At 41.3% G+C, this 17,299-nt stretch carries 14 protein-coding genes; 5 read left to right on the forward strand and 9 right to left on the reverse strand.

Annotated elements, in window-relative coordinates; all coding sequences use genetic code 11:
- Positions 1 to 29: 29 nt before the first annotated feature.
- The 8 genes from GGQ60_RS05895 to GGQ60_RS05930 all read right to left on the reverse strand — a co-directional run bounded on the left by GGQ60_RS05895 (position 30) and on the right by GGQ60_RS05930 (position 10,468).
- Positions 30 to 1,448: a PKD-like family lipoprotein gene (locus GGQ60_RS05895; protein WP_183760796.1), complete on the reverse strand. Its 1,419-nt coding sequence runs from the start codon at positions 1,446 to 1,448 to the stop codon at positions 30 to 32.
- A gap of 10 nt (positions 1,449 to 1,458) precedes the next feature.
- Positions 1,459 to 2,268: a DUF4843 domain-containing protein gene (locus tag GGQ60_RS05900; RefSeq protein ID WP_183760798.1), complete on the reverse strand. Its 810-nt coding sequence runs from the start codon at positions 2,266 to 2,268 to the stop codon at positions 1,459 to 1,461.
- A 30-nt stretch (positions 2,269 to 2,298) separates the two neighbouring features.
- Positions 2,299 to 3,789 (reverse strand): RagB/SusD family nutrient uptake outer membrane protein, encoded by a 1,491-nt coding sequence (locus tag GGQ60_RS05905; RefSeq protein WP_183760800.1) that lies wholly within the window; start codon positions 3,787 to 3,789, stop codon positions 2,299 to 2,301.
- A 34-nt stretch (positions 3,790 to 3,823) separates the two neighbouring features.
- Complete coding sequence (locus GGQ60_RS05910) at positions 3,824 to 7,156, reverse strand: SusC/RagA family TonB-linked outer membrane protein (RefSeq protein ID WP_183760802.1); 3,333 nt, start codon at positions 7,154 to 7,156, stop codon at positions 3,824 to 3,826.
- Positions 7,157 to 7,437: 281 nt separating this feature from the next.
- Entirely contained in the window at positions 7,438 to 8,556 is a 1,119-nt protein-coding gene (locus tag GGQ60_RS05915) for a FecR family protein (RefSeq protein ID WP_183760804.1), read from the reverse strand.
- A 146-nt stretch (positions 8,557 to 8,702) separates the two neighbouring features.
- Positions 8,703 to 9,287, reverse strand: coding sequence for an RNA polymerase sigma factor (locus tag GGQ60_RS05920; RefSeq protein WP_183761314.1), 585 nt, complete (start codon positions 9,285 to 9,287; stop codon positions 8,703 to 8,705).
- A 318-nt stretch (positions 9,288 to 9,605) separates the two neighbouring features.
- Positions 9,606 to 10,097 (reverse strand): anthrone oxygenase family protein, encoded by a 492-nt coding sequence (locus GGQ60_RS05925; protein ID WP_183760806.1) that lies wholly within the window; start codon positions 10,095 to 10,097, stop codon positions 9,606 to 9,608.
- Positions 10,098 to 10,288: 191 nt separating this feature from the next.
- On the reverse strand, positions 10,289 to 10,468 hold the full coding sequence (locus tag GGQ60_RS05930) for a BF3379 family histone-like protein (protein ID WP_183760808.1): 180 nt from the start codon (positions 10,466 to 10,468) through the stop codon (positions 10,289 to 10,291).
- A gap of 353 nt (positions 10,469 to 10,821) precedes the next feature.
- Between GGQ60_RS05930 and GGQ60_RS05935 the strand changes: the two genes are divergently transcribed.
- The 4 genes from GGQ60_RS05935 to GGQ60_RS05950 all read left to right on the forward strand — a co-directional run bounded on the left by GGQ60_RS05935 (position 10,822) and on the right by GGQ60_RS05950 (position 13,926).
- Entirely contained in the window at positions 10,822 to 11,979 is a 1,158-nt protein-coding gene (locus GGQ60_RS05935; protein WP_183760810.1) for a helix-turn-helix domain-containing protein, read from the forward strand.
- A gap of 187 nt (positions 11,980 to 12,166) precedes the next feature.
- Complete coding sequence (locus GGQ60_RS05940; RefSeq protein ID WP_183760812.1) at positions 12,167 to 12,778, forward strand: Crp/Fnr family transcriptional regulator; 612 nt, start codon at positions 12,167 to 12,169, stop codon at positions 12,776 to 12,778.
- 82 nt (positions 12,779 to 12,860) lie between these two features.
- Positions 12,861 to 13,661: a type I methionyl aminopeptidase gene (gene map / locus GGQ60_RS05945; protein WP_183760814.1), complete on the forward strand. Its 801-nt coding sequence runs from the start codon at positions 12,861 to 12,863 to the stop codon at positions 13,659 to 13,661.
- 73 nt (positions 13,662 to 13,734) lie between these two features.
- Positions 13,735 to 13,926, forward strand: a complete 192-nt coding sequence (locus GGQ60_RS05950; RefSeq protein ID WP_183760816.1) for a KOW motif-containing protein — start codon at positions 13,735 to 13,737, stop codon at positions 13,924 to 13,926.
- Positions 13,927 to 14,085: 159 nt separating this feature from the next.
- On the opposite strand, the gene GGQ60_RS05955 is transcribed toward GGQ60_RS05950, so the two are convergent.
- The gene (locus GGQ60_RS05955) at positions 14,086 to 15,210 is read right to left on the reverse strand and encodes an AI-2E family transporter (RefSeq protein ID WP_183760818.1); all 1,125 of its coding nucleotides are present in this window, start codon (positions 15,208 to 15,210) and stop codon (positions 14,086 to 14,088) included.
- A gap of 617 nt (positions 15,211 to 15,827) precedes the next feature.
- Here GGQ60_RS05955 and mnmE point away from each other — a divergent pair.
- A complete protein-coding gene (mnmE, locus tag GGQ60_RS05960) occupies positions 15,828 to 17,186 on the forward strand; it encodes a tRNA uridine-5-carboxymethylaminomethyl(34) synthesis GTPase MnmE (protein WP_183760821.1) in 1,359 nt (452 codons plus the stop codon).
- The last annotated feature ends 113 nt before the right edge of the window (positions 17,187 to 17,299 follow it).

Below are 17,299 nucleotides of genomic sequence, written 5' to 3' on the forward strand. Positions count from 1 at the left end.
TAAGCTAATATGAATACAGTTTCGGGGGATCAGTTTCTGATGGCGATATCGACAGGGGCACCTGGTATACCTTCAATCTTTTTAATCAGTACGCCGTTCATTCCCGTAGCTATATTTAAAAAAGAAACGGTTTCTTCTGTTCCTACCATCAGGGTTTCTTCGTCTTCGCTAAGTTTTAGCATAGAAATTGTTTTTCCGCTAAAGCTGGTGGCCAGCTCCCTCAGCTCTTCATTTACAGGGTTGTAACGGTAAACTTTACTGCCATTGGCAATATAGATTACCCCATTTTTAGCACCGCTCCACTTGGTGTTTTCATTAATTAAGTCCTGGCGCACAAACAGCCGTTTATGCTGAGGTGTAAAGGTGAATGGCCCGTTAAACTGAACATTGAACTTGAGTTCATAAACCTTACCGTCGGTTCCTTTACAATAAGCAAAGCAATCTGCATTATTAAGCTGCTCTAAATGAATAAGATCCATGCCAACACTTAAAGGATCAAAAGCATTGTTGGTAACCGAATACTGCGTGCCAAAATAAACAGGGGTTCCATAAACATTAATCCTTACAAACTGCTTCCGGTTTCGGTCGAATCCGATAAAATAAGTAGCCGACTGTGTAAAACTCATTACAAAAGATGGGGCCAGTTCATAATCACCATCGGCCGGCAAACCAAACATGCCGTAAGTAGCAGCCTGATCCCAGGTACTTGTGGTGCCTCCGTAAAATTTGCCGTTAACAATACCCATCATTACTCCTTGCGGATGCGCAACAAAAGAACCCACTTCCAAACCATCGGGGGGTGTAAAAAAGTTATCTTTCAGTGTATTGGGATATTTAGGGTCTTCCTGCATGGTATTGGGTTCGAGCCTGATGCCGCCATTTTTGGTAATAATCCAGTAGCCCAATAAGGTACCCCCGGTAAATGTATTCCGTAACAAGAATAAATTGGTAGGGTTGGCTGGCAGGTCTTTCCCTTGCATGGCCCGGTATAAACGGGCCTGTACGCTACCATCCGGCTTTACAAACGAAAACTGTGTTACTCCATTTTCAACGCTTAATACGGTTGTGCCTTTCGCAAATTCGGTTCCGCCATCAATATAAAATTTATGGAAGTATTTCATCCCGTTCGCTTTGTTATAAACGGTAAGGCGTGCGGCATATCTTTTAGCCTGTAAGCCAAAAATGATCCTTAATGCAGGGCCGTTATATAAAACATCATTCCCTTCTATTACACTGATTCTCCACTGAAGTTCGATATTGGCTGCATCTGCTCCCTCAATTTTTGGTTTGATGATCAAACTATCGCCAACACTTGCGGTATAAACAGAATCGAGGTTAACCAATTTAGGTTCTACCGGCATATCGATATCGTAATTACCCAAGTCTTTATGGCATGCGGCTAAAGCAACCACACCCATTATTAATAAGATATATTTTTTAATATTCATATTCTTTTATTTAAATAACCTCATTGCCATTTTCGTCTATGAAATAATATTTACCGTTCTGCATGTTTTTTCTCAAAAGCGTTTTTTTAGACGGGTTGCTTTTGTTGTAGAAATAATAGCTATCGGTATTGCCTGCAGTAACTTCTTCTATAACATAACCTTTTGCAGCATTTTTCGTCACCCAATTAAACGGATTGTTTAACATCGTGGTTAATAAACCTATATAATAGAGGTTTTTTGGGGCATCAAGTCCGTCGGTACTAAGAGAGGTCTGAGCAGTTACCAGGATAAACAGCTCATGTTTGGTTCTGGAGTAAGGCGGCAGCGGCCAGGTATCCCACCAACCCGGTTTTTCCAGTTTGGCTGAGAATACCACCTTTGCCCTGATCAGGTAAGGGTTTTCGATGCCCAGATCGGGTGTCGCGGTTAATTTGATCAGTATCGAAACCGACCTGTTTTCCAGTTGCCGGTCTTTATTATAGATAACCACCGGGATGTAGCCTATTCCCCTGTTCGGAAGAATGGAATATTGGGGTTTTAATGCCTCATAATGCAGGCCGGGTGTGGCCGTTGAAGAATCGGCATCTACACGTGCACTGAATTTCCGCTCTGCATCAGTTCTGATCCCGGATAAACGTACCGGCAGCCATACCGTATCCTGAGCCAGTGTCGGATTATAGGCGAAGGTTCTTACTATGCTGTCTTTATCCCCGTTGTAAATGTCGAAATAAACATTTGCGCTGTGGTTAAAACGCATTTCTTCTGCTTTCTTACAAGAAACAAGGCAGATGATGGCGAACATTAATATATATATTTTCATAATTTGCTGTTACTAAAATTTCAGATTATTTTACCGCCCCCCATACACCACCTCATCATTAGGAAGAGGAAGTACGAAAATGTTATCAGAAGCCGGAATGATTACCCCGGTTTGCCCTACAATGCCCCTGTTTAGCCTTTTGTACATATAGAACAGCTGGCCTTCGGCCAACCACTCCTTGCGTGCATCTTTAAGTAGCTCTTTTAATAGGTCTTCTTCATTATTGATGGATAAAGGATCGCCTATTTGCCTCGCTTCGCGTACCTGTTTAAGGTAGTTTACCGCCTCTGTTGGATTACTTGCATAGGTACATTCTGCAGCGATATAATACAGCTCACTAAGCCTGATGGCCGGAGCCATTAAATAATGTAAGTTTGCATTGGCCTCAGCGCTTAAAGGGTTTCTGCGGTATTTCACAATGTCGTAAGACCTTGACGATTGATTGGAAGTAGCCGATAACCAGTACTTATAACGGGAATCGCTAGCCCCGGCGGTTGCCTTTTCATAAATATAATCGGCAGCATCCTCTATCAGGTAAAAGCCCCGGGTACCACTTTGAAACCAATTGTCTTTGATCTCTTTAGCTGCACCAGGTATGTACCATCCAAAAACAAGTTCTTTATACAGGATACGGTCTTTCTTGGCATCTTCAAACGCTTCAAAATCACTTTTGGCTGTCCACGGGAATTTTTTGGAGTCGATTACCTCTTTTGCATTTGCCAGGGCCTTAACTTTATCATTTTTATACAGATATACCCGTGCAAGTGTACCACACACCGCATAATAATTTAAACGGTGCCTCCTGTTTTGTAAAAAAAGGCTGGGGTTCTTCTCTTCTGTATTTTTAAGCGTATCGGTAACCACAGGGTAGTTTACAATATAACCGGCACTGCGGATCGGATCTGCCATTAATAATTGCTTCGATTGCTCCAGGTCTTTAATAATGAGGTCTATCGTTTCGGATACGCTCGAAACCGGCGTAACCTCTTTGGTATAGCGGTTTGCATAGGGAATTCCTTTTGCCGTGGCGTTTCTCAGGTAAGAAGGGGCAAAAAGCCGTAATAAATCGAAATGAAAGTAGGCCCTTAATGCAAGCGCTTCTCCTTTAACGATTGCATAATTACTGCCGCTAAAAATATTCTTTTTGGCATCTACATTCTCCAGAATCAGGTTACAGTTTACAATGGCATTGTATAAACCTGCCCATATTTTATCCTTCCTTTTGATAAACTCGCCATGTTTATAATTATACAATGAGGTTTGCCGGTAATCCTGTCCGTCATCACGCATCGAAAAATTTTGCGCCAGAACTTCCGTTGTACCGAATGTAAGCTCTTTGCCATACAGGTCTGATTCTGTACTGCGGTTGTACACGCCGTTTATAGCTTCCATAAAGCCGCTTTCAGTACTGAATAAAATCGGGGCCGCTATTTCCGATTCAGGCTCAACTTCCAGCCACTTCTTGCAGGAAGAACACAATCCCGTTAGTACAAAAAGGCAGATCAACACTCTAATCTTCATATTTTTATATTTTAAATCCGTTAATTAATCCAGCTTAGAAAGCTGCTCTGATTGAAAAGGTTAAACTCCTGGTAAATGGATAATTGATACCCCTTTCTTCTTTTACCGACGACCACCGCACCACATCATTCGCCGTTACCTGGAACATGAGGCTCGACATCGACAGTTTGGATGCGATTTTTTTATTCATATCGTAAGAAAGGTTCACTGATTGGAGGTTGATCAGGTTATCTGGCTGGATAAATCTCGAGCTTACATCCGTCTCTCCATTATCTGCTATATTTTTATAAAAAGACAGGTCGCCGGGTTGCTTCCATTTTTCCTCGAACACCCGTTTATCAACGTTATATCTTGGATCGGCATTTTCAACACGTTCTACCAGGGTGAGGTTGTATTTATCACCACCGAAAAAGGTTTGAAACTGTACATACAGGCTAAACCTTTTATAGTTAACGGTGCCGCCAAAGTAGCCGCTTACCTTAGGATTAGGATCGCCAATTACCACATAATCTCTCTTATCGTAATCATAGGTCAGTGTACCATCTTTTTTAACGTATAGCTCACGCCCGTTTTCCGGATCTATGCCTAAGGAGCGCACGCCATAAATGGCATTAAATGGTTGCCCTTCGCTAAACCTGAGCAGTGGGATCCCCCGGTAGCCGCCATCGCCCGGTTTTACCGATTGCAGTTCGTCTGCCCTGTCGTTGTACCGCTTTAATGCATTAGAGATCCTTACTACCTTGTTTTTGTTTGAAACCATATTGGCATTAAGATTTACCGACCAGTCTTTGCTCCTTACTGCCTCTACATTGATCCCCAGCTCGGCCCCTTTGTTTTCCATGTCTCCGAGGTTTTCTTTATAAGATAAAAACCCTGTCGATGGAGGTAAAGTAATATCCGCCAGAATATCTTTGGTAAACTTTTTATAGACCCTAGGCATAATCATTACACGGTCTTTAAAAAGCCCAATATCTACACCTATATCGGTCATCCTTGTTTTTTGCCATCCGAGGTTTTCATTTCCGTAACTGTTTACACCGGCGCCAATACCCGATGAATACCAGTTGCCCGTATTGTACCTGTAAATGGTTTTTGACAAGTAAGGATCAAATTCTACAGAACCGGTAAGACCTGTTGATGCTTTTATCCTGAGCTGGCTGATCACCGGGTTATCTTTCAGAAATGCTTCCTGGTGCACATTCCAACCCAAACCGAACGACCAGAAAGGGGCCAATTTATTGTTCACACCGAATTTCGAAGAACCATCAATACGGACCGTACCATCCATCAGATACCGGTTTTTGTACGAATAGTTTACCGTAAAGAAAGAACCAAATAAACGGGCTTTTTCGAGCTTGCTTTGTGGTTTTCCATCTTCGGCATAACCCTTGGCAAATCCTATGCTGGTAAAACGGTCGTTGGCAAAGCCAATGGCCGTAAATTCTTTCTGATCGCGCAGCTCTGTGCGGGCGTTTACCCCCACCAAGGCATTAAAGTAATTGCCTCCAATCTGCTTTAACCAGGTTAACCTCATGTTACCGTCCCAATAGGTCTCTTTCATTTCGCGGTTTGTATATTCCCCTTTCTCATCAATTTTATCGGTGGTATACAGGTAATATTTATTGGCCTGCGGAGAGGTGAACACATCGTCAGAATTTGCCCGTGTGGTTACACTCATCTGCGCCCTTAACCTCAGGTCTTTCGCCACTTCTAAATCGGCAGAAAGGTTATCGATAATTTCGGTATACTTCGATTTATTAAAACTGCTTAGATTGGCATCGAATAACGGATTAAAAACATATTCTTTTGACCGGTCCTGTTTTTCATATACGTCAGAAATCCTCATGGCCATGCCATTGGCATCTTTCAACGGGTAATAAGGGTTCATCCTTACGTAGTTGGAAAAATCGCCATAAGGAGATTCGGTAGCGCCTACCTGTGTAATGGATAATTCATTTCTGAACTGAAGTTTCTTCACATTGTACTGAAAACTCATTCCACCCGAGTACTGGTCTCTTTCTGAGCCCTTCATTGCTCCGGGCCGGGTTTGGTAGCGCAGGTTTACATTATAGCGGAAGGCCTGCGAGCCTCCATCCAGGTTAATCGCGTGTTTATGGCCTATGGTATTACGTAAGGGTTGTGATAACCAATAACTGTTCACCCCACCAATAACATTGGCTTTTTTGTGATAATAAATTTCATCGAGCTGATCTTGCGGTACCTGTTGTTTCGCCGAGTTGTATAATCCTGCCAAAACCTCGTAATCCAGTTTTTGCGCGGCATCTAAAACCTGGTAGTCACTCAGGTCGGCAGCAGTAAGATTCAGTTCGTAGTTATACTCTACCCGCAATTTCCCTTCTAAAGGTGTTTTAGTGGTAATCACAATTACACCATTGGCCGCGCGCGAACCATAAATTGCTGTGGCCGCTGCGTCTTTTAATGAAGTAACTGAAGCAATCCGGTTTACATCCAGGTCAAATACCTTTTCTACACTCACCTCGTAGCCATCGAGCATGAAAACAGGCATATTTGCTTTCCCCTGAATTTCATCCCTTCGCAATACCTGTCCGTCGCCGCTGGGCAATGCAGAAGCTCCCCTAACGTTGATAGAGGGGATCCGGTTAGGGTTTGAGCCAGCAAGGTTATTATCGATGAGTTTAAATGAAGGATCGAATGTGCCGATGCTTTGCAGCAAATTCTGTGGATTTACCCTTCTCAGCTGTTCTCCCGATATGGTAACTGCGTTACCGGTATAATTGTCTTTTTTAATGGTTTGGTAACCGGTAACCACCACATCGTTCATTTGTGTCATTTTAGAAATCAGCTCAATTCTCAATGCTTTCGGGCCGGTAACCTTACTTTCCTGCAACTCATAGCCCACATAACTGAAAACTAAGATGCTGCCTTCATCTACATTGACCTTAAACTCACCTTTCTCGTTGGTAATGCCTATACTGGCACCATTTTTAAGGGAAACATTAACGCCGGGAAGGGTTTCGCCTGTAGCTTTATCCATCACTACACCTTTTACCTCTATTTTTACCGCCGCACGTGTTACAACAAGCGGTACATTTTCCCTCCGGTTAATCACAATGGTTTTGTTAACAATAGTATAGCTCAGGTTTTGATCTTTTAAAGCAGCATTTAAAGCTTCTGTAAGCGATGCATTATTGAACTCGACGGTTACCTCAGGTTTATCCTGCAGCAACTGGCCTTTGTAAAAGAAAAAATAGCCGGTTTGCTTTTTTATCTCCTTAAAAACCTGTTTAAGCGAGGCTTTTCTGCGGGAGAGCGTTACGGTTTGAGAAAAGGTGGCTGCCGACAAATGTAAAGCACCGACCAATAATAAGATTGCAGTCAATTTCATGACCAATAAAAATTTAATCTTTACCCTCCGTGGGTCGCACACGGGGTTGTAAAGGGTAGTTAATTTCATACCTTTGTAATGAATGAGGTTAAAAAATAGCAGCTGGGTTTCGAAGCAAGCTGCTTGTCCAGATTTCTACCGGAAGCGTTGTCGCGCTTTCGGTTTTTTTTTAAAAAAAGGTACGTTGCTAAATTTCTGGTAATTTTTTCATCATAAAGTTTAGTTAGTTGGTTAATGGTTTGGTTGATTTTTGTGGCTGTTTACAGAAAAGCCGTTTTGTTTTAATTTCCTGTTACGGTTAATACTTTGCCCCTGGCATCGATATGAACATGGTTAAGTTCCAATATTTTAAAAACCTCTTCCAGGTTGCTGTTTCTTGGTATTTCCCCTATATACTTTTCGGATGTAATTTTGCCCTGGTAAACTACATCTACATCGTACCAGCGCGAAATCTGGCGCATAATGCTCTGCAGATCATCGTTGTCGAAAGAGAAAATATTGTTTTTCCAGGCCATTTCCTTATCTGTATCTACCTGTTCATTGAGCGATAACCTGGCATTGTTGGCATTGAACTGCGATTGCTCGCCCGGGTGCAGATTTACCGAACCCGATTGGGTACTTACCTTTACGGCACCTTCTAAAAGTGTAGTTTTAACCATCGCTTCGTCCCTGTAGGCATTAATATTAAAATGTGTTCCTAAAACCTCAACCGTTTGCGCTCCGGTTTTTACCCTAAAGGGACGGGTATGATCTTTAGCAACTTCGAAATAAGCTTCACCACTCAACTCCACCTGCCTTTCCTTTTTTGCAAATGCGTAAGGATAGGTTAAAGTGGTGGCTGCATTAAGCCAAACTTTTGTTCCATCGGGCAGGTTTACCTGGTATTGCCCCCCACGGGGTGTGGCAATTGTATTCGAGCCCCTTACTGCTGCATTCGCAAGTTCTGTAACGATATACTCGAGCTGGCCATTTTTTGCCTTCCGGATAACCACCCCGCTTTGATTGGCTATTTGCCCGTTTTTGGCATCGTCCAGATTAACAACCGTTCCATCGGCCAGGGTAAGGACCGCTTTATGCCCGCCGGGAAGGATATTTTTCAGTTCGGTTTTGGCCGTTAACGGCGTAGCATCACGCTGTGCAACAAAATACAGTCCAACGCCCAGGCATAACACAATACTTGCTGCCATGGTAAACCGTTTTACCGTAAGTCGTTTTAAAGTTGTTGTGCGGAGGCTTAACCGGTTCCAAACTTCCTGTTTACTGGATTCTATCCGTGAATGTGGGGGCGCCTGTTGATCAACAGGTAAGTGCAGGTACCACTCTTCAATAACAGCCATCTCCTCGGGCGTACAATTACCCGCGATGTATTTGTTTAAAAGCTTTTTCGCATTTTTCTCCATTAAAAGAAGTTTGTTTGGGTTAGTTAATGTATATACGGCCAAGGTATAGCCTTGGGGGTATCAGGAAAATCATTTTTTTTTTTTAAAAAATCCCAATACTGTTTATTGATAGCTAATAAGCTTTAGCTAAGCGCAGCAACAAGGGTTTAGCGGTAATTTTTAAATAGGAAAACCACATAAATAACCAAACCCAGCCGCGATTTAAGAATTCGCAGGGCTTTTTTAACCTGGGTTTTAACCGTTAACTCAGATAGGCCTAATGCTACCGCAATTTCTTTGTGCGATTTATTCTCCCTGCGGCTTAAAATAAAAATTTCGCGCATTTTGGGCGGCAAAGCATCAATTTCCTGTTCAATTAAACGCGCCATCTGCTTTTCGCGTACCCGATAATCCGTTAGTACGTGGTCCTGATCGATATAATCCTGCAAAGAATCCACGTAACGGCTCTCTACTTTTTGATGCGCAAACACATCAAGCACACGATTACGTACCGCCGTATACAAATAGGCAGATAAGTTACCATCAGGTGCTACCTGTAAACGTTTAACCCAAAGCGATTCGAACAATTGGTGTAATACGTCTTTCGCTTCCTCCTCATCGTTTAGGCGTTTGCTGGCATGAACAAAAAGCAATCCGTAAAAGCGGTTGTAAATTTCGGTAAAAGCCAACTCATCACCTTGAGTTAACAAGTATGCTAATTCGCTGTCAGAATATGAACCGTAAACACGCATAGAGATCACACAAAGATAATACAAATACAACCGGTTTCATGGCTCTACCCCGGCAGTTATCTTACTAATATTTTAGAATTTGTAACTTTTTTGCATCAAATTGCTATATTTTATACTATAAAACAGAAAGCACTCCACTTTTACGGTTTTTTTGATCAAAAAAAATCTGCAAATCAACCACCTGAGTTGGCTACCAAACCACCTGTTAAGCGAAAGTGCCTCTTTTTACGTAAAAACAAATAAATGATGCTGGATGGTATAGGTTGATTGGATACCCTACCGGGCATCAAAACGGCTTGCCGGGTATAAGAAATGAGTTTAGGTATTGCGGCTCAATATTGCAGCATAGGCTACCAGTATTATGCAAATAAAAGAAGCTATGGTTCTGATCCGATGGTATAAATTCCAGCCTGGCTCAAATTTTTCGCGTAATGAACGGAGCCCGCTTTCATCAAGTTTACCCAGATCTGCCCCATCCAGCAGGTTATTAAGGGGTACATTACCCATTAGGGTAACCAGAAACACTGCGCCGAAGTATACTAAGCATGCCGCCAAAAGCAGGTAAAACACCGCAGGTTGCTCTTTAAAAAACCAAACGCTTATGGGTAATATAATCAGTGTGCCCATAAAAGAAATAAAAAAAAGCGGATTTAAAATAGCCCGGTTGATTGATTGCATGGCTTGCAAAAAAGAAAGATCAGAAAGGCGCGCAAGGCCCGGCATCACAGAACAGGAATAAGCATAAAAGAGTCCGCTAATCAGTGCAGTAGAAACTGTACCCAACAAAAGCACCAACGTTTTGAGATTCATAACTAATTACTTTAACCGTATCTGTAGCCCTAAAGCCTGTTACGAATGTAAGCAAAAAGCTTAACCGAAAAAAATTAGCTTAGGGTACCGAAAGCAAGATCATTAAGCAGCCAAAGGTGAACAGATGTGTTGCCCCAAACAAAAGAAGGCCCACATCACCTGCGGGCCTTCTGGTTTAAAGCGAAAACAAATTATTTAGCGCTGTTTTTTTTATCGGTTATTTCCGCTCTGATTTCCTGAGCCAAAACTTTCAGGTCTTGCATGGCTTTACGTACACGTGTACCTGCAGCAGCATTACCGCCTTCATAAAATTTAGTTACGTCTGCTTCAACAGAAGCGATCACATCTTGCACTTTTTTAAATTTGTCCATAATTTTTCTTTTATAGGATGTTAAACATCCATTAATTAAATAATATTCCTTTCCGTTAGCAATAAACGGGCCGCAAAACTATTGCTTTTTATAAATTAAACAAACGTTTAAGGCAAATCATTAGTGCAGATAGTATAAAAAGCCAATAAAATATAAGGGCAGCCACCTGCAGTACTAATCTTATTTTTGATAAGCTACCTCACTTTTAACATTTTGCAAATGGCACATTTTATAATAAAATATTTTAAAGTGAAGGGAATTTAATTTAACAATTATATTTTATCTTGGTTGGAAATATGCAGTCTTTGAACCTTCTTGTTAGCACCAGTTGTTTATTCTTACTTTTATTTTCTATGCATCTTTTTTTTGCAAAAAGAGGGAATAAACTGCTTAACATTCTGCTTTCGGTTATATTTTTTGCCCGTTTTGGCCAGATTTTAACATCATTGCTATTTAAATCGGGTCAACCTTATGCTTTAGCCTTTTTTAATCAAACTTTTACTCCGTTTTATTATGCTACTCCAGCCTGCTTTTACCTCTACATAACAGGTTTTCTTCAAGATCGTAAAAATTTGCAAAAAATAGAATGGCTTCATTTTGTACCTGCCCTGTTAGCCATTATCCACGTTATACCATGGCATTTCTCTACAACACTCGATTGGAATTTAATAGGAAGCCAATTAGCCGAAAACGGTTACTTCTCGCTAAAAGCAAAAAGTGGCCTGTTTCCTCCGTATTTTCATTATTTATTTAGGCCAGTGCTTGTATTTGGATATTTATGCCTTACCTGGCTTGCCGTACTCCGTCTAAAAAAAAAGCCACAACAGATACTTGATAGTGAAGGCAGAAAATGGATCATCTTTTTTCTTCGCATTGCCACCTTTTTCCAGTTATTTAGTTTGATGCCTATTATTTTAAGAAGCTTACACATTCCATATATAAACGCTTCGTTTATTGTGCTTAACTGTTTAGCGTTATTAGTCATTTTATTGTATGCACTCCATAAGCCTTATATTTTTTATGGCTATTTGCTGGTCGCTGTAGACTGGACTAAAAGGCCTGTAACTAAGAAATTAGAAACCAAGCAACCGGAAACTGATGCCCACTTACTTTCCTTATCAGAAAAAGATCCAAAACCTGCAATTACAGCAGTCAAAAAAATTAATCTTTTAGATGCACAACTGTCTGACTATGCCTTTGCGATGAAAGAAATAATGGAACGGGAACAACTTTATCTGCTTCACAACTTTCAGATTATCGATCTGGCAGCAAAGCTCAACATCCCTATACACCATTGCTCCTTCGTCATTAACAAACATATCGGCAAAAATTTCCGCGATTGGATAAACAGTTACCGGATTGATCATTTTTTAAAACAATACCCCCTAAAATCAGATAAAATAACCATCGAAGCCATGGCCTCCGAAGCTGGCTTTAAAAACCTCGCTACATTTTATAATGCATTTAAAAAAGAAACAGGCCTAATGCCAACCGCCTATTTTGCAGAATAATTAAGCCGTTAACCTGTTTATAGCCATTTTTTAGTCTAACGATCGTATCGTTAGAGGTCACAACTGCTCTGTATTTCATCAAATACTGAAATACCAGGTACTTTTGGTTTCAGATCATCATATGATTATGGTGTTTCCAAATGAGTATGCTTTAATCCATTTTCAAAAATCTAAACAAGCTTTAATTATGTCTTATTCAACATCATTTTTGCGCCCGCTTTTTGATTATATTGCGCAATTCTATCCATTATCTGAAGCCTTCAAGGCCGAATTTGAAAAATCCTGTAAGCTCATCCACGTTAAAAAGAATAAACATATTCTTTCACCAATAGACAGTAATTCATCGCAGTATTTTTTAGTAAACGGTCTCGTACGTGGTTTTGTGCGCGATGGTAAAAAAGACATCAGTACCTGGTTTAGCTTTGGAAATGAATTAATAGGCGCCATACGTCATCCCGATCAGCAGCATAGTAGTTCTATAGAGTATCTTCAGGCCCTGGAAGAATGCCAACTCATCTGCATTCCATATACCTTTATCGATTTAATGTATACCAACTATCCGGAGGCTAACTTCATTGGCAGAAAGTTGTTGGCACTTCATTATTATGCAGCATCAGAAAGATCAATCCTGGCCAGGATACCCAAAGCAATGAGCAGGTACCGTAAATTACAGGAAAGCGGCTTGGATATTACCAGAATACCGCAACGATACCTGGCCAGCTACCTTGGTATGCGCCTGGAAACCCTGAGTAGAATCAGAAATAAAGTTTTAGCACTCGATTACCGGTTATGCTCTTAATTTAGCCACAAACATTCAGTTGTTCTATTATTCAATTCCGTCGTCTTTTTCCACTTTCGCTTCTTTTGCTACCTTTGCAGTAATGATTTTATACAAAACCAACGAAGAAGTAGAACTGATGCAGATCAGTGCCCTGCTGGTGAGCAATACCCTTGCCGAAGTAGCTAAAGTATTAAAGCCGGGCATTACCACCCTCGAGATTGATAAACTAGCCAACGAATTTATACTCGATAACGGCGCCGTACCTTCTTTTTACCAATACAATGGCTTTCCGTTTCATATTATTACCTCGGTAAACGATGTGGTGGTGCATGGCTTCCCTTCTAAAGACGAATTGAAAGATGGCGACATTATCTCGGTAGATGTGGGTACGATTAAAAATGGTTTCCATGGCGATCATGCCTATACCTTTGTTATAGGCGAGGTACCGCCAGCGGTATTAAACCTGGTAAAAACCACTAAAGAATCGCTTTTTCTTGGAATTAAAGAAGCTGTTGTGGGTAAACGCATAGGCGATATCGGTGCAGCTATCCAAAATCATAACGAGAAACAGGGTTATGGCGTAGTGAGAGACCTCGTAGGCCATGGTTTAGGTAAAGAGATGCACGAGGATCCGCAGGTGCCAAATTATGGAAGAAAAGGGAATGGTTTACTGTTAAGGGAAAACCTGGTGCTGGCCATAGAACCCATGATCAACATGGGTAAAAAAGATGTTTTTCTGGATGATGACGGGTGGGCGATCAGAACCGCCGATGGCAGCTTGTCCGTACATTTCGAACATGATGTATGCGTTAAAAAAGGAGAAGCGCTTATCCTGTCTGATTATGCTCCTATTGAGGCAGCAGAAAAGCAGAACAGCAACCTCAATACTTCTTACTATTAAACACCGTTTAAATCAGTTGATATTAAATCAGTTACGTTATTCCAAAATACATCCTTACTAACATGTAATTAAAATGGAAACAACAAATTTAAAAGATGGCGATTACTGTCTGGTGGTTAAAGGAACACATAAAGGCAAGCAGGGTAAGGTAAGTGATATACACATGAGTAAAACAGGCCATATCACCATCACGGTTGAACAAGATAATGGGGTTAAGTTTAAAACCCTTGGTCGAAACGTGGAACTGAAATTGCCTACCAGCTAAAATCCCTGAAAATAAGATCACCGTTCAAGCTTAAAGTACACCGGTTGCCTTAGCTCTCTCTTATTGTCTTAAAACTGCGGGGAGAACCTATACCTCAATGCTTTCCGGCAGCTATTTGCTAATTAGTGCGGAACAAGCCTCATTTTTCTTCCTCAATACCTATTTCTGTTGTATTCCCGACCGGGTAGCCACCGGTTTTTTTTTCCTAAAAGTGGGAAAAGTCATGGGGCTTTTAGCCGGGCGTTCGTCACCAAGTAATACCCCCCATTGCTTAAATGATTCGGTACGGTCGAAAATAATTTTTAATACCGCCACAATAGGCAGCGCCAGGAACATGCCCGAAACCCCAGCTATGCTACCGCCAATAAATACCCCAAGAATGGCAAATAAGGCATTAATTTTAACCTTAGAACCCACAATACGCGGCATCAGGATGTTATTATCCAAAAACTGAACAAATGCAATTACCCCTAAAACGGTAATAACTGGCCATAATTCCTGCGAAGAGGTAAGCGTAAGCAACACCCCTATCACGTTACCGATTAAGGCACCCACGTAAGGAATCAGGTTTAAGATGGCAAAAATTACCCCGATCAAAAGGGCATGTTTTATACCAACCAGCATCAATATTCCGCCGAGTAAAATGGTCATATAAGTGATCTGGATTAACAGCCCGATCAAATAGCTTTTAATAATCGATTCGGTTTCGTAAATCGCTTCTTTCACTTTCGGGTGATCGTCTGCTTTAAACCACATAAAAATAAAGCGCAGTAAAATGTCTTTATAAAAAAGCATCAGGTAAATGTAAATGGGCAACAAACCGATAAACACAAAAATGCCGCTCAGGGTAAGGGCAGCGCCTCCGGCAAGCGAGGTGCCCATGTTCATCAGATCGTCGCTTTTAGCCTGGATAAACGCTTTTTGCTGTTTATCGTTGTAATGCGTAATGCGGCTTATCCAATCGCTTAACGAATTAATGTGCTGGGTTACATTGGCTTTTATCTGTGGAAAATCTTTAACCAAAATGCCAATCTGGTTCGAAAAAAACCAAATAATCAACGCAACAAAAAGCGCCACCAGTAAAATGGGTAAGATAATAGCTAACGATTCGGGAACTCTTTTTCTTTTTAAAAAGCGGTACACCGGTAACAGCATAATGCTGATGAAAAAAGCCATCAATATCGGCATGATAATGTCGCGCCCGATTACCATAACAGCCACAATGGCCAGCAGTCCCAATAACTCTATCGATCGCTTAACGGTGAGCGGTAAATTGTTCGTCATAAATAGCTTATTCTGATTTTGAAATTTAAACAGCGTTCTTGTAAAAAAGTTTTGTTTTTTTTGGTCCGGGGTCCGAAGTCAGGAGTTCAATGTCCAGCGTCTATAGTCAGGTTTCCCAGCCGTGGGTTATATCGAAGAATAATTTATTGTACAATACGAAGACATACAGTAGCAACCCGAACAGAACAATTGATGATTAGCAACTGCAACTGGCAATCTACGCCTGACTATGGGCCACCAAACCACTCACTAATGAACTAATGAACAATGAACTAATGACCGATGAACCAATAAACTAATGACCAATGAACCAATGAACTAATGACCAATGAACCAATGAACTAATGACCAATGAACCAACAAACTAATAACCAATAAACTAATAAACCAATGACTAATGACCAATGAACTAATGACCAATGAACCAACAAACTAATGACCAATAAACTAATGACCAATGAACCAATAAACTAATGAACAATGAACTAATGACCAATAAACCAATGACTAATGACCAATGAACTAATGACCAATGAAGCAACAAACCAGAAAAAAATTACTTCCCTTACACCATAACCCCGCATATTAGCCTTATTTTTGCAGCTTTAATACCGCACATGAACAATCAGGATACCATTATTGCTTTATCTACCCCTTCGGGGTCTGGCGCCATTGGCGTCATCCGTTTATCTGGCCCGGAGGCTATTTCGCTTACCAATGCCGTATTTGCAGGGAAGGATTTAGAAAAGCAGGCCTCGCATACTTTACATTTTGGCCTCATTAAAGATGGCGATCATATTGTTGATGAAGTGGTAGCCGGTTTATTTGTTGCCCCAAAATCGTACACTAAAGAAAACGTGGTAGAAATTTCCTGCCATGGCTCCAATTACATTATCCAGCAGATTATTAACCTGTTAATCGGCAAAGGTGCCCGTGCAGCCAAACCCGGCGAGTTTACCCTGCGTGCCTTTTTAAACGGCGCTTTCGATCTCAGCCAGGCAGAAGCCGTTGCCGATCTAATTGCCTCCAACTCCAAAGCCTCGCATGATGTGGCCATGCAACAGATGCGCGGCGGTTTTGCCAACGAATTAAAAGGTTTACGCGAACAGTTGATCCATTTTGCCTCCATGATCGAGCTCGAACTCGATTTTGCAGAAGAAGATGTAGAGTTTGCCAACCGCGAGCAGCTCAAAAACCTGGTGAACAAGATCAATTACGTTTTACAGCGCTTAATCTCCTCTTTCGAAATGGGAAATGTAATTAAAAACGGAGTTCCCATTGTTATTGCCGGCAAACCCAATGTGGGCAAATCTACCCTGCTAAACGCCCTCCTGAACGAAGAGAGGGCCATCGTTTCTGATATTGCCGGAACCACACGCGATACCATTGAGGATGAACTCACCATAGGTGGCGTGGTTTTTCGCTTTATTGATACAGCGGGCATACGCGATACCGCCGATATTATCGAAGCCCTGGGCGTAGAACGTACCTTAGAGAAAATGAAACAGGCTAAACTGATCATCTACATGGCCGATGCCAACCAAAGCGTGGCCGAAATTGAAGAACAAATTAGTGGTTTAGCGCAACTGGGTATCCCTTATTTAATTTTGGTTAATAAGGCCGAACTTCTTAGCCCTGCCCAGCGCAAAGCTTTAGAAGCCTTAGCTGTGGTATTTATTTCAGCCAAAGAGAAACAGGGTATCGATGAGTTAAAAAACACTTTACTGGAGCAGGTAAACCTGCACCACATTAATACGAGCGAAACGTTGGTTACCAATATCCGCCATGTAGAGGCTTTAAAACAAACCGAGCATGCACTTCAAAGGGTTTTAGCCAATGTAGATAATCCGGTCACTTCCGATTTTTTAGCCATGGATATTAAACAGGCCCTGCATTACCTCGGCGAAATTACCGGTACCGTTACTACTGATGATTTGCTGGAGAATATATTTACGAAGTTTTGTATCGGCAAATAAAATCTTAAAAGCCTCTTCTGGCGCTACAATAAGTATTTTTGAATGATTTTATAGATGATTTCTATTAAATCAAACAGACTACTACAAAATTCAGCAGCCATTGTCAGCTCATT

Origin of the sequence: Pedobacter zeae (assembly GCF_014196715.1) — a bacterium.
In the GTDB taxonomy this organism is placed as follows: Bacteria; Bacteroidota; Bacteroidia; order Sphingobacteriales; family Sphingobacteriaceae; genus Pedobacter; species Pedobacter zeae.

What these genes read in the sequence shown, in the direction of transcription:
- GGQ60_RS05895 (WP_183760796.1), bottom strand. Translation starts at nt 1,448, where the DNA reads ATGAATATTAAAAAATATATCTTATTAATAATGGGTGTGGTTGCTTTA.
- GGQ60_RS05900 (WP_183760798.1), bottom strand. Translation starts at nt 2,268, where the DNA reads ATGAAAATATATATATTAATGTTCGCCATCATCTGCCTTGTTTCTTGT.
- GGQ60_RS05905 (WP_183760800.1), bottom strand. Translation starts at nt 3,789, where the DNA reads ATGAAGATTAGAGTGTTGATCTGCCTTTTTGTACTAACGGGATTGTGT.
- GGQ60_RS05910 (WP_183760802.1), bottom strand. Translation starts at nt 7,156, where the DNA reads ATGAAATTGACTGCAATCTTATTATTGGTCGGTGCTTTACATTTGTCG.
- GGQ60_RS05915 (WP_183760804.1), bottom strand. Translation starts at nt 8,556, where the DNA reads ATGGAGAAAAATGCGAAAAAGCTTTTAAACAAATACATCGCGGGTAAT.
- GGQ60_RS05920 (WP_183761314.1), bottom strand. Translation starts at nt 9,287, where the DNA reads ATGCGTGTTTACGGTTCATATTCTGACAGCGAATTAGCATACTTGTTA.
- GGQ60_RS05925 (WP_183760806.1), bottom strand. Translation starts at nt 10,097, where the DNA reads ATGAATCTCAAAACGTTGGTGCTTTTGTTGGGTACAGTTTCTACTGCA.
- GGQ60_RS05930 (WP_183760808.1), bottom strand. Translation starts at nt 10,468, where the DNA reads ATGGACAAATTTAAAAAAGTGCAAGATGTGATCGCTTCTGTTGAAGCA.
- GGQ60_RS05935 (WP_183760810.1), top strand. Translation starts at nt 10,822, where the DNA reads ATGCATCTTTTTTTTGCAAAAAGAGGGAATAAACTGCTTAACATTCTG.
- GGQ60_RS05940 (WP_183760812.1), top strand. Translation starts at nt 12,167, where the DNA reads ATGTCTTATTCAACATCATTTTTGCGCCCGCTTTTTGATTATATTGCG.
- map (WP_183760814.1), top strand. Translation starts at nt 12,861, where the DNA reads ATGATTTTATACAAAACCAACGAAGAAGTAGAACTGATGCAGATCAGT.
- GGQ60_RS05950 (WP_183760816.1), top strand. Translation starts at nt 13,735, where the DNA reads ATGGAAACAACAAATTTAAAAGATGGCGATTACTGTCTGGTGGTTAAA.
- GGQ60_RS05955 (WP_183760818.1), bottom strand. Translation starts at nt 15,210, where the DNA reads ATGACGAACAATTTACCGCTCACCGTTAAGCGATCGATAGAGTTATTG.
- mnmE (WP_183760821.1), top strand. Translation starts at nt 15,828, where the DNA reads ATGAACAATCAGGATACCATTATTGCTTTATCTACCCCTTCGGGGTCT.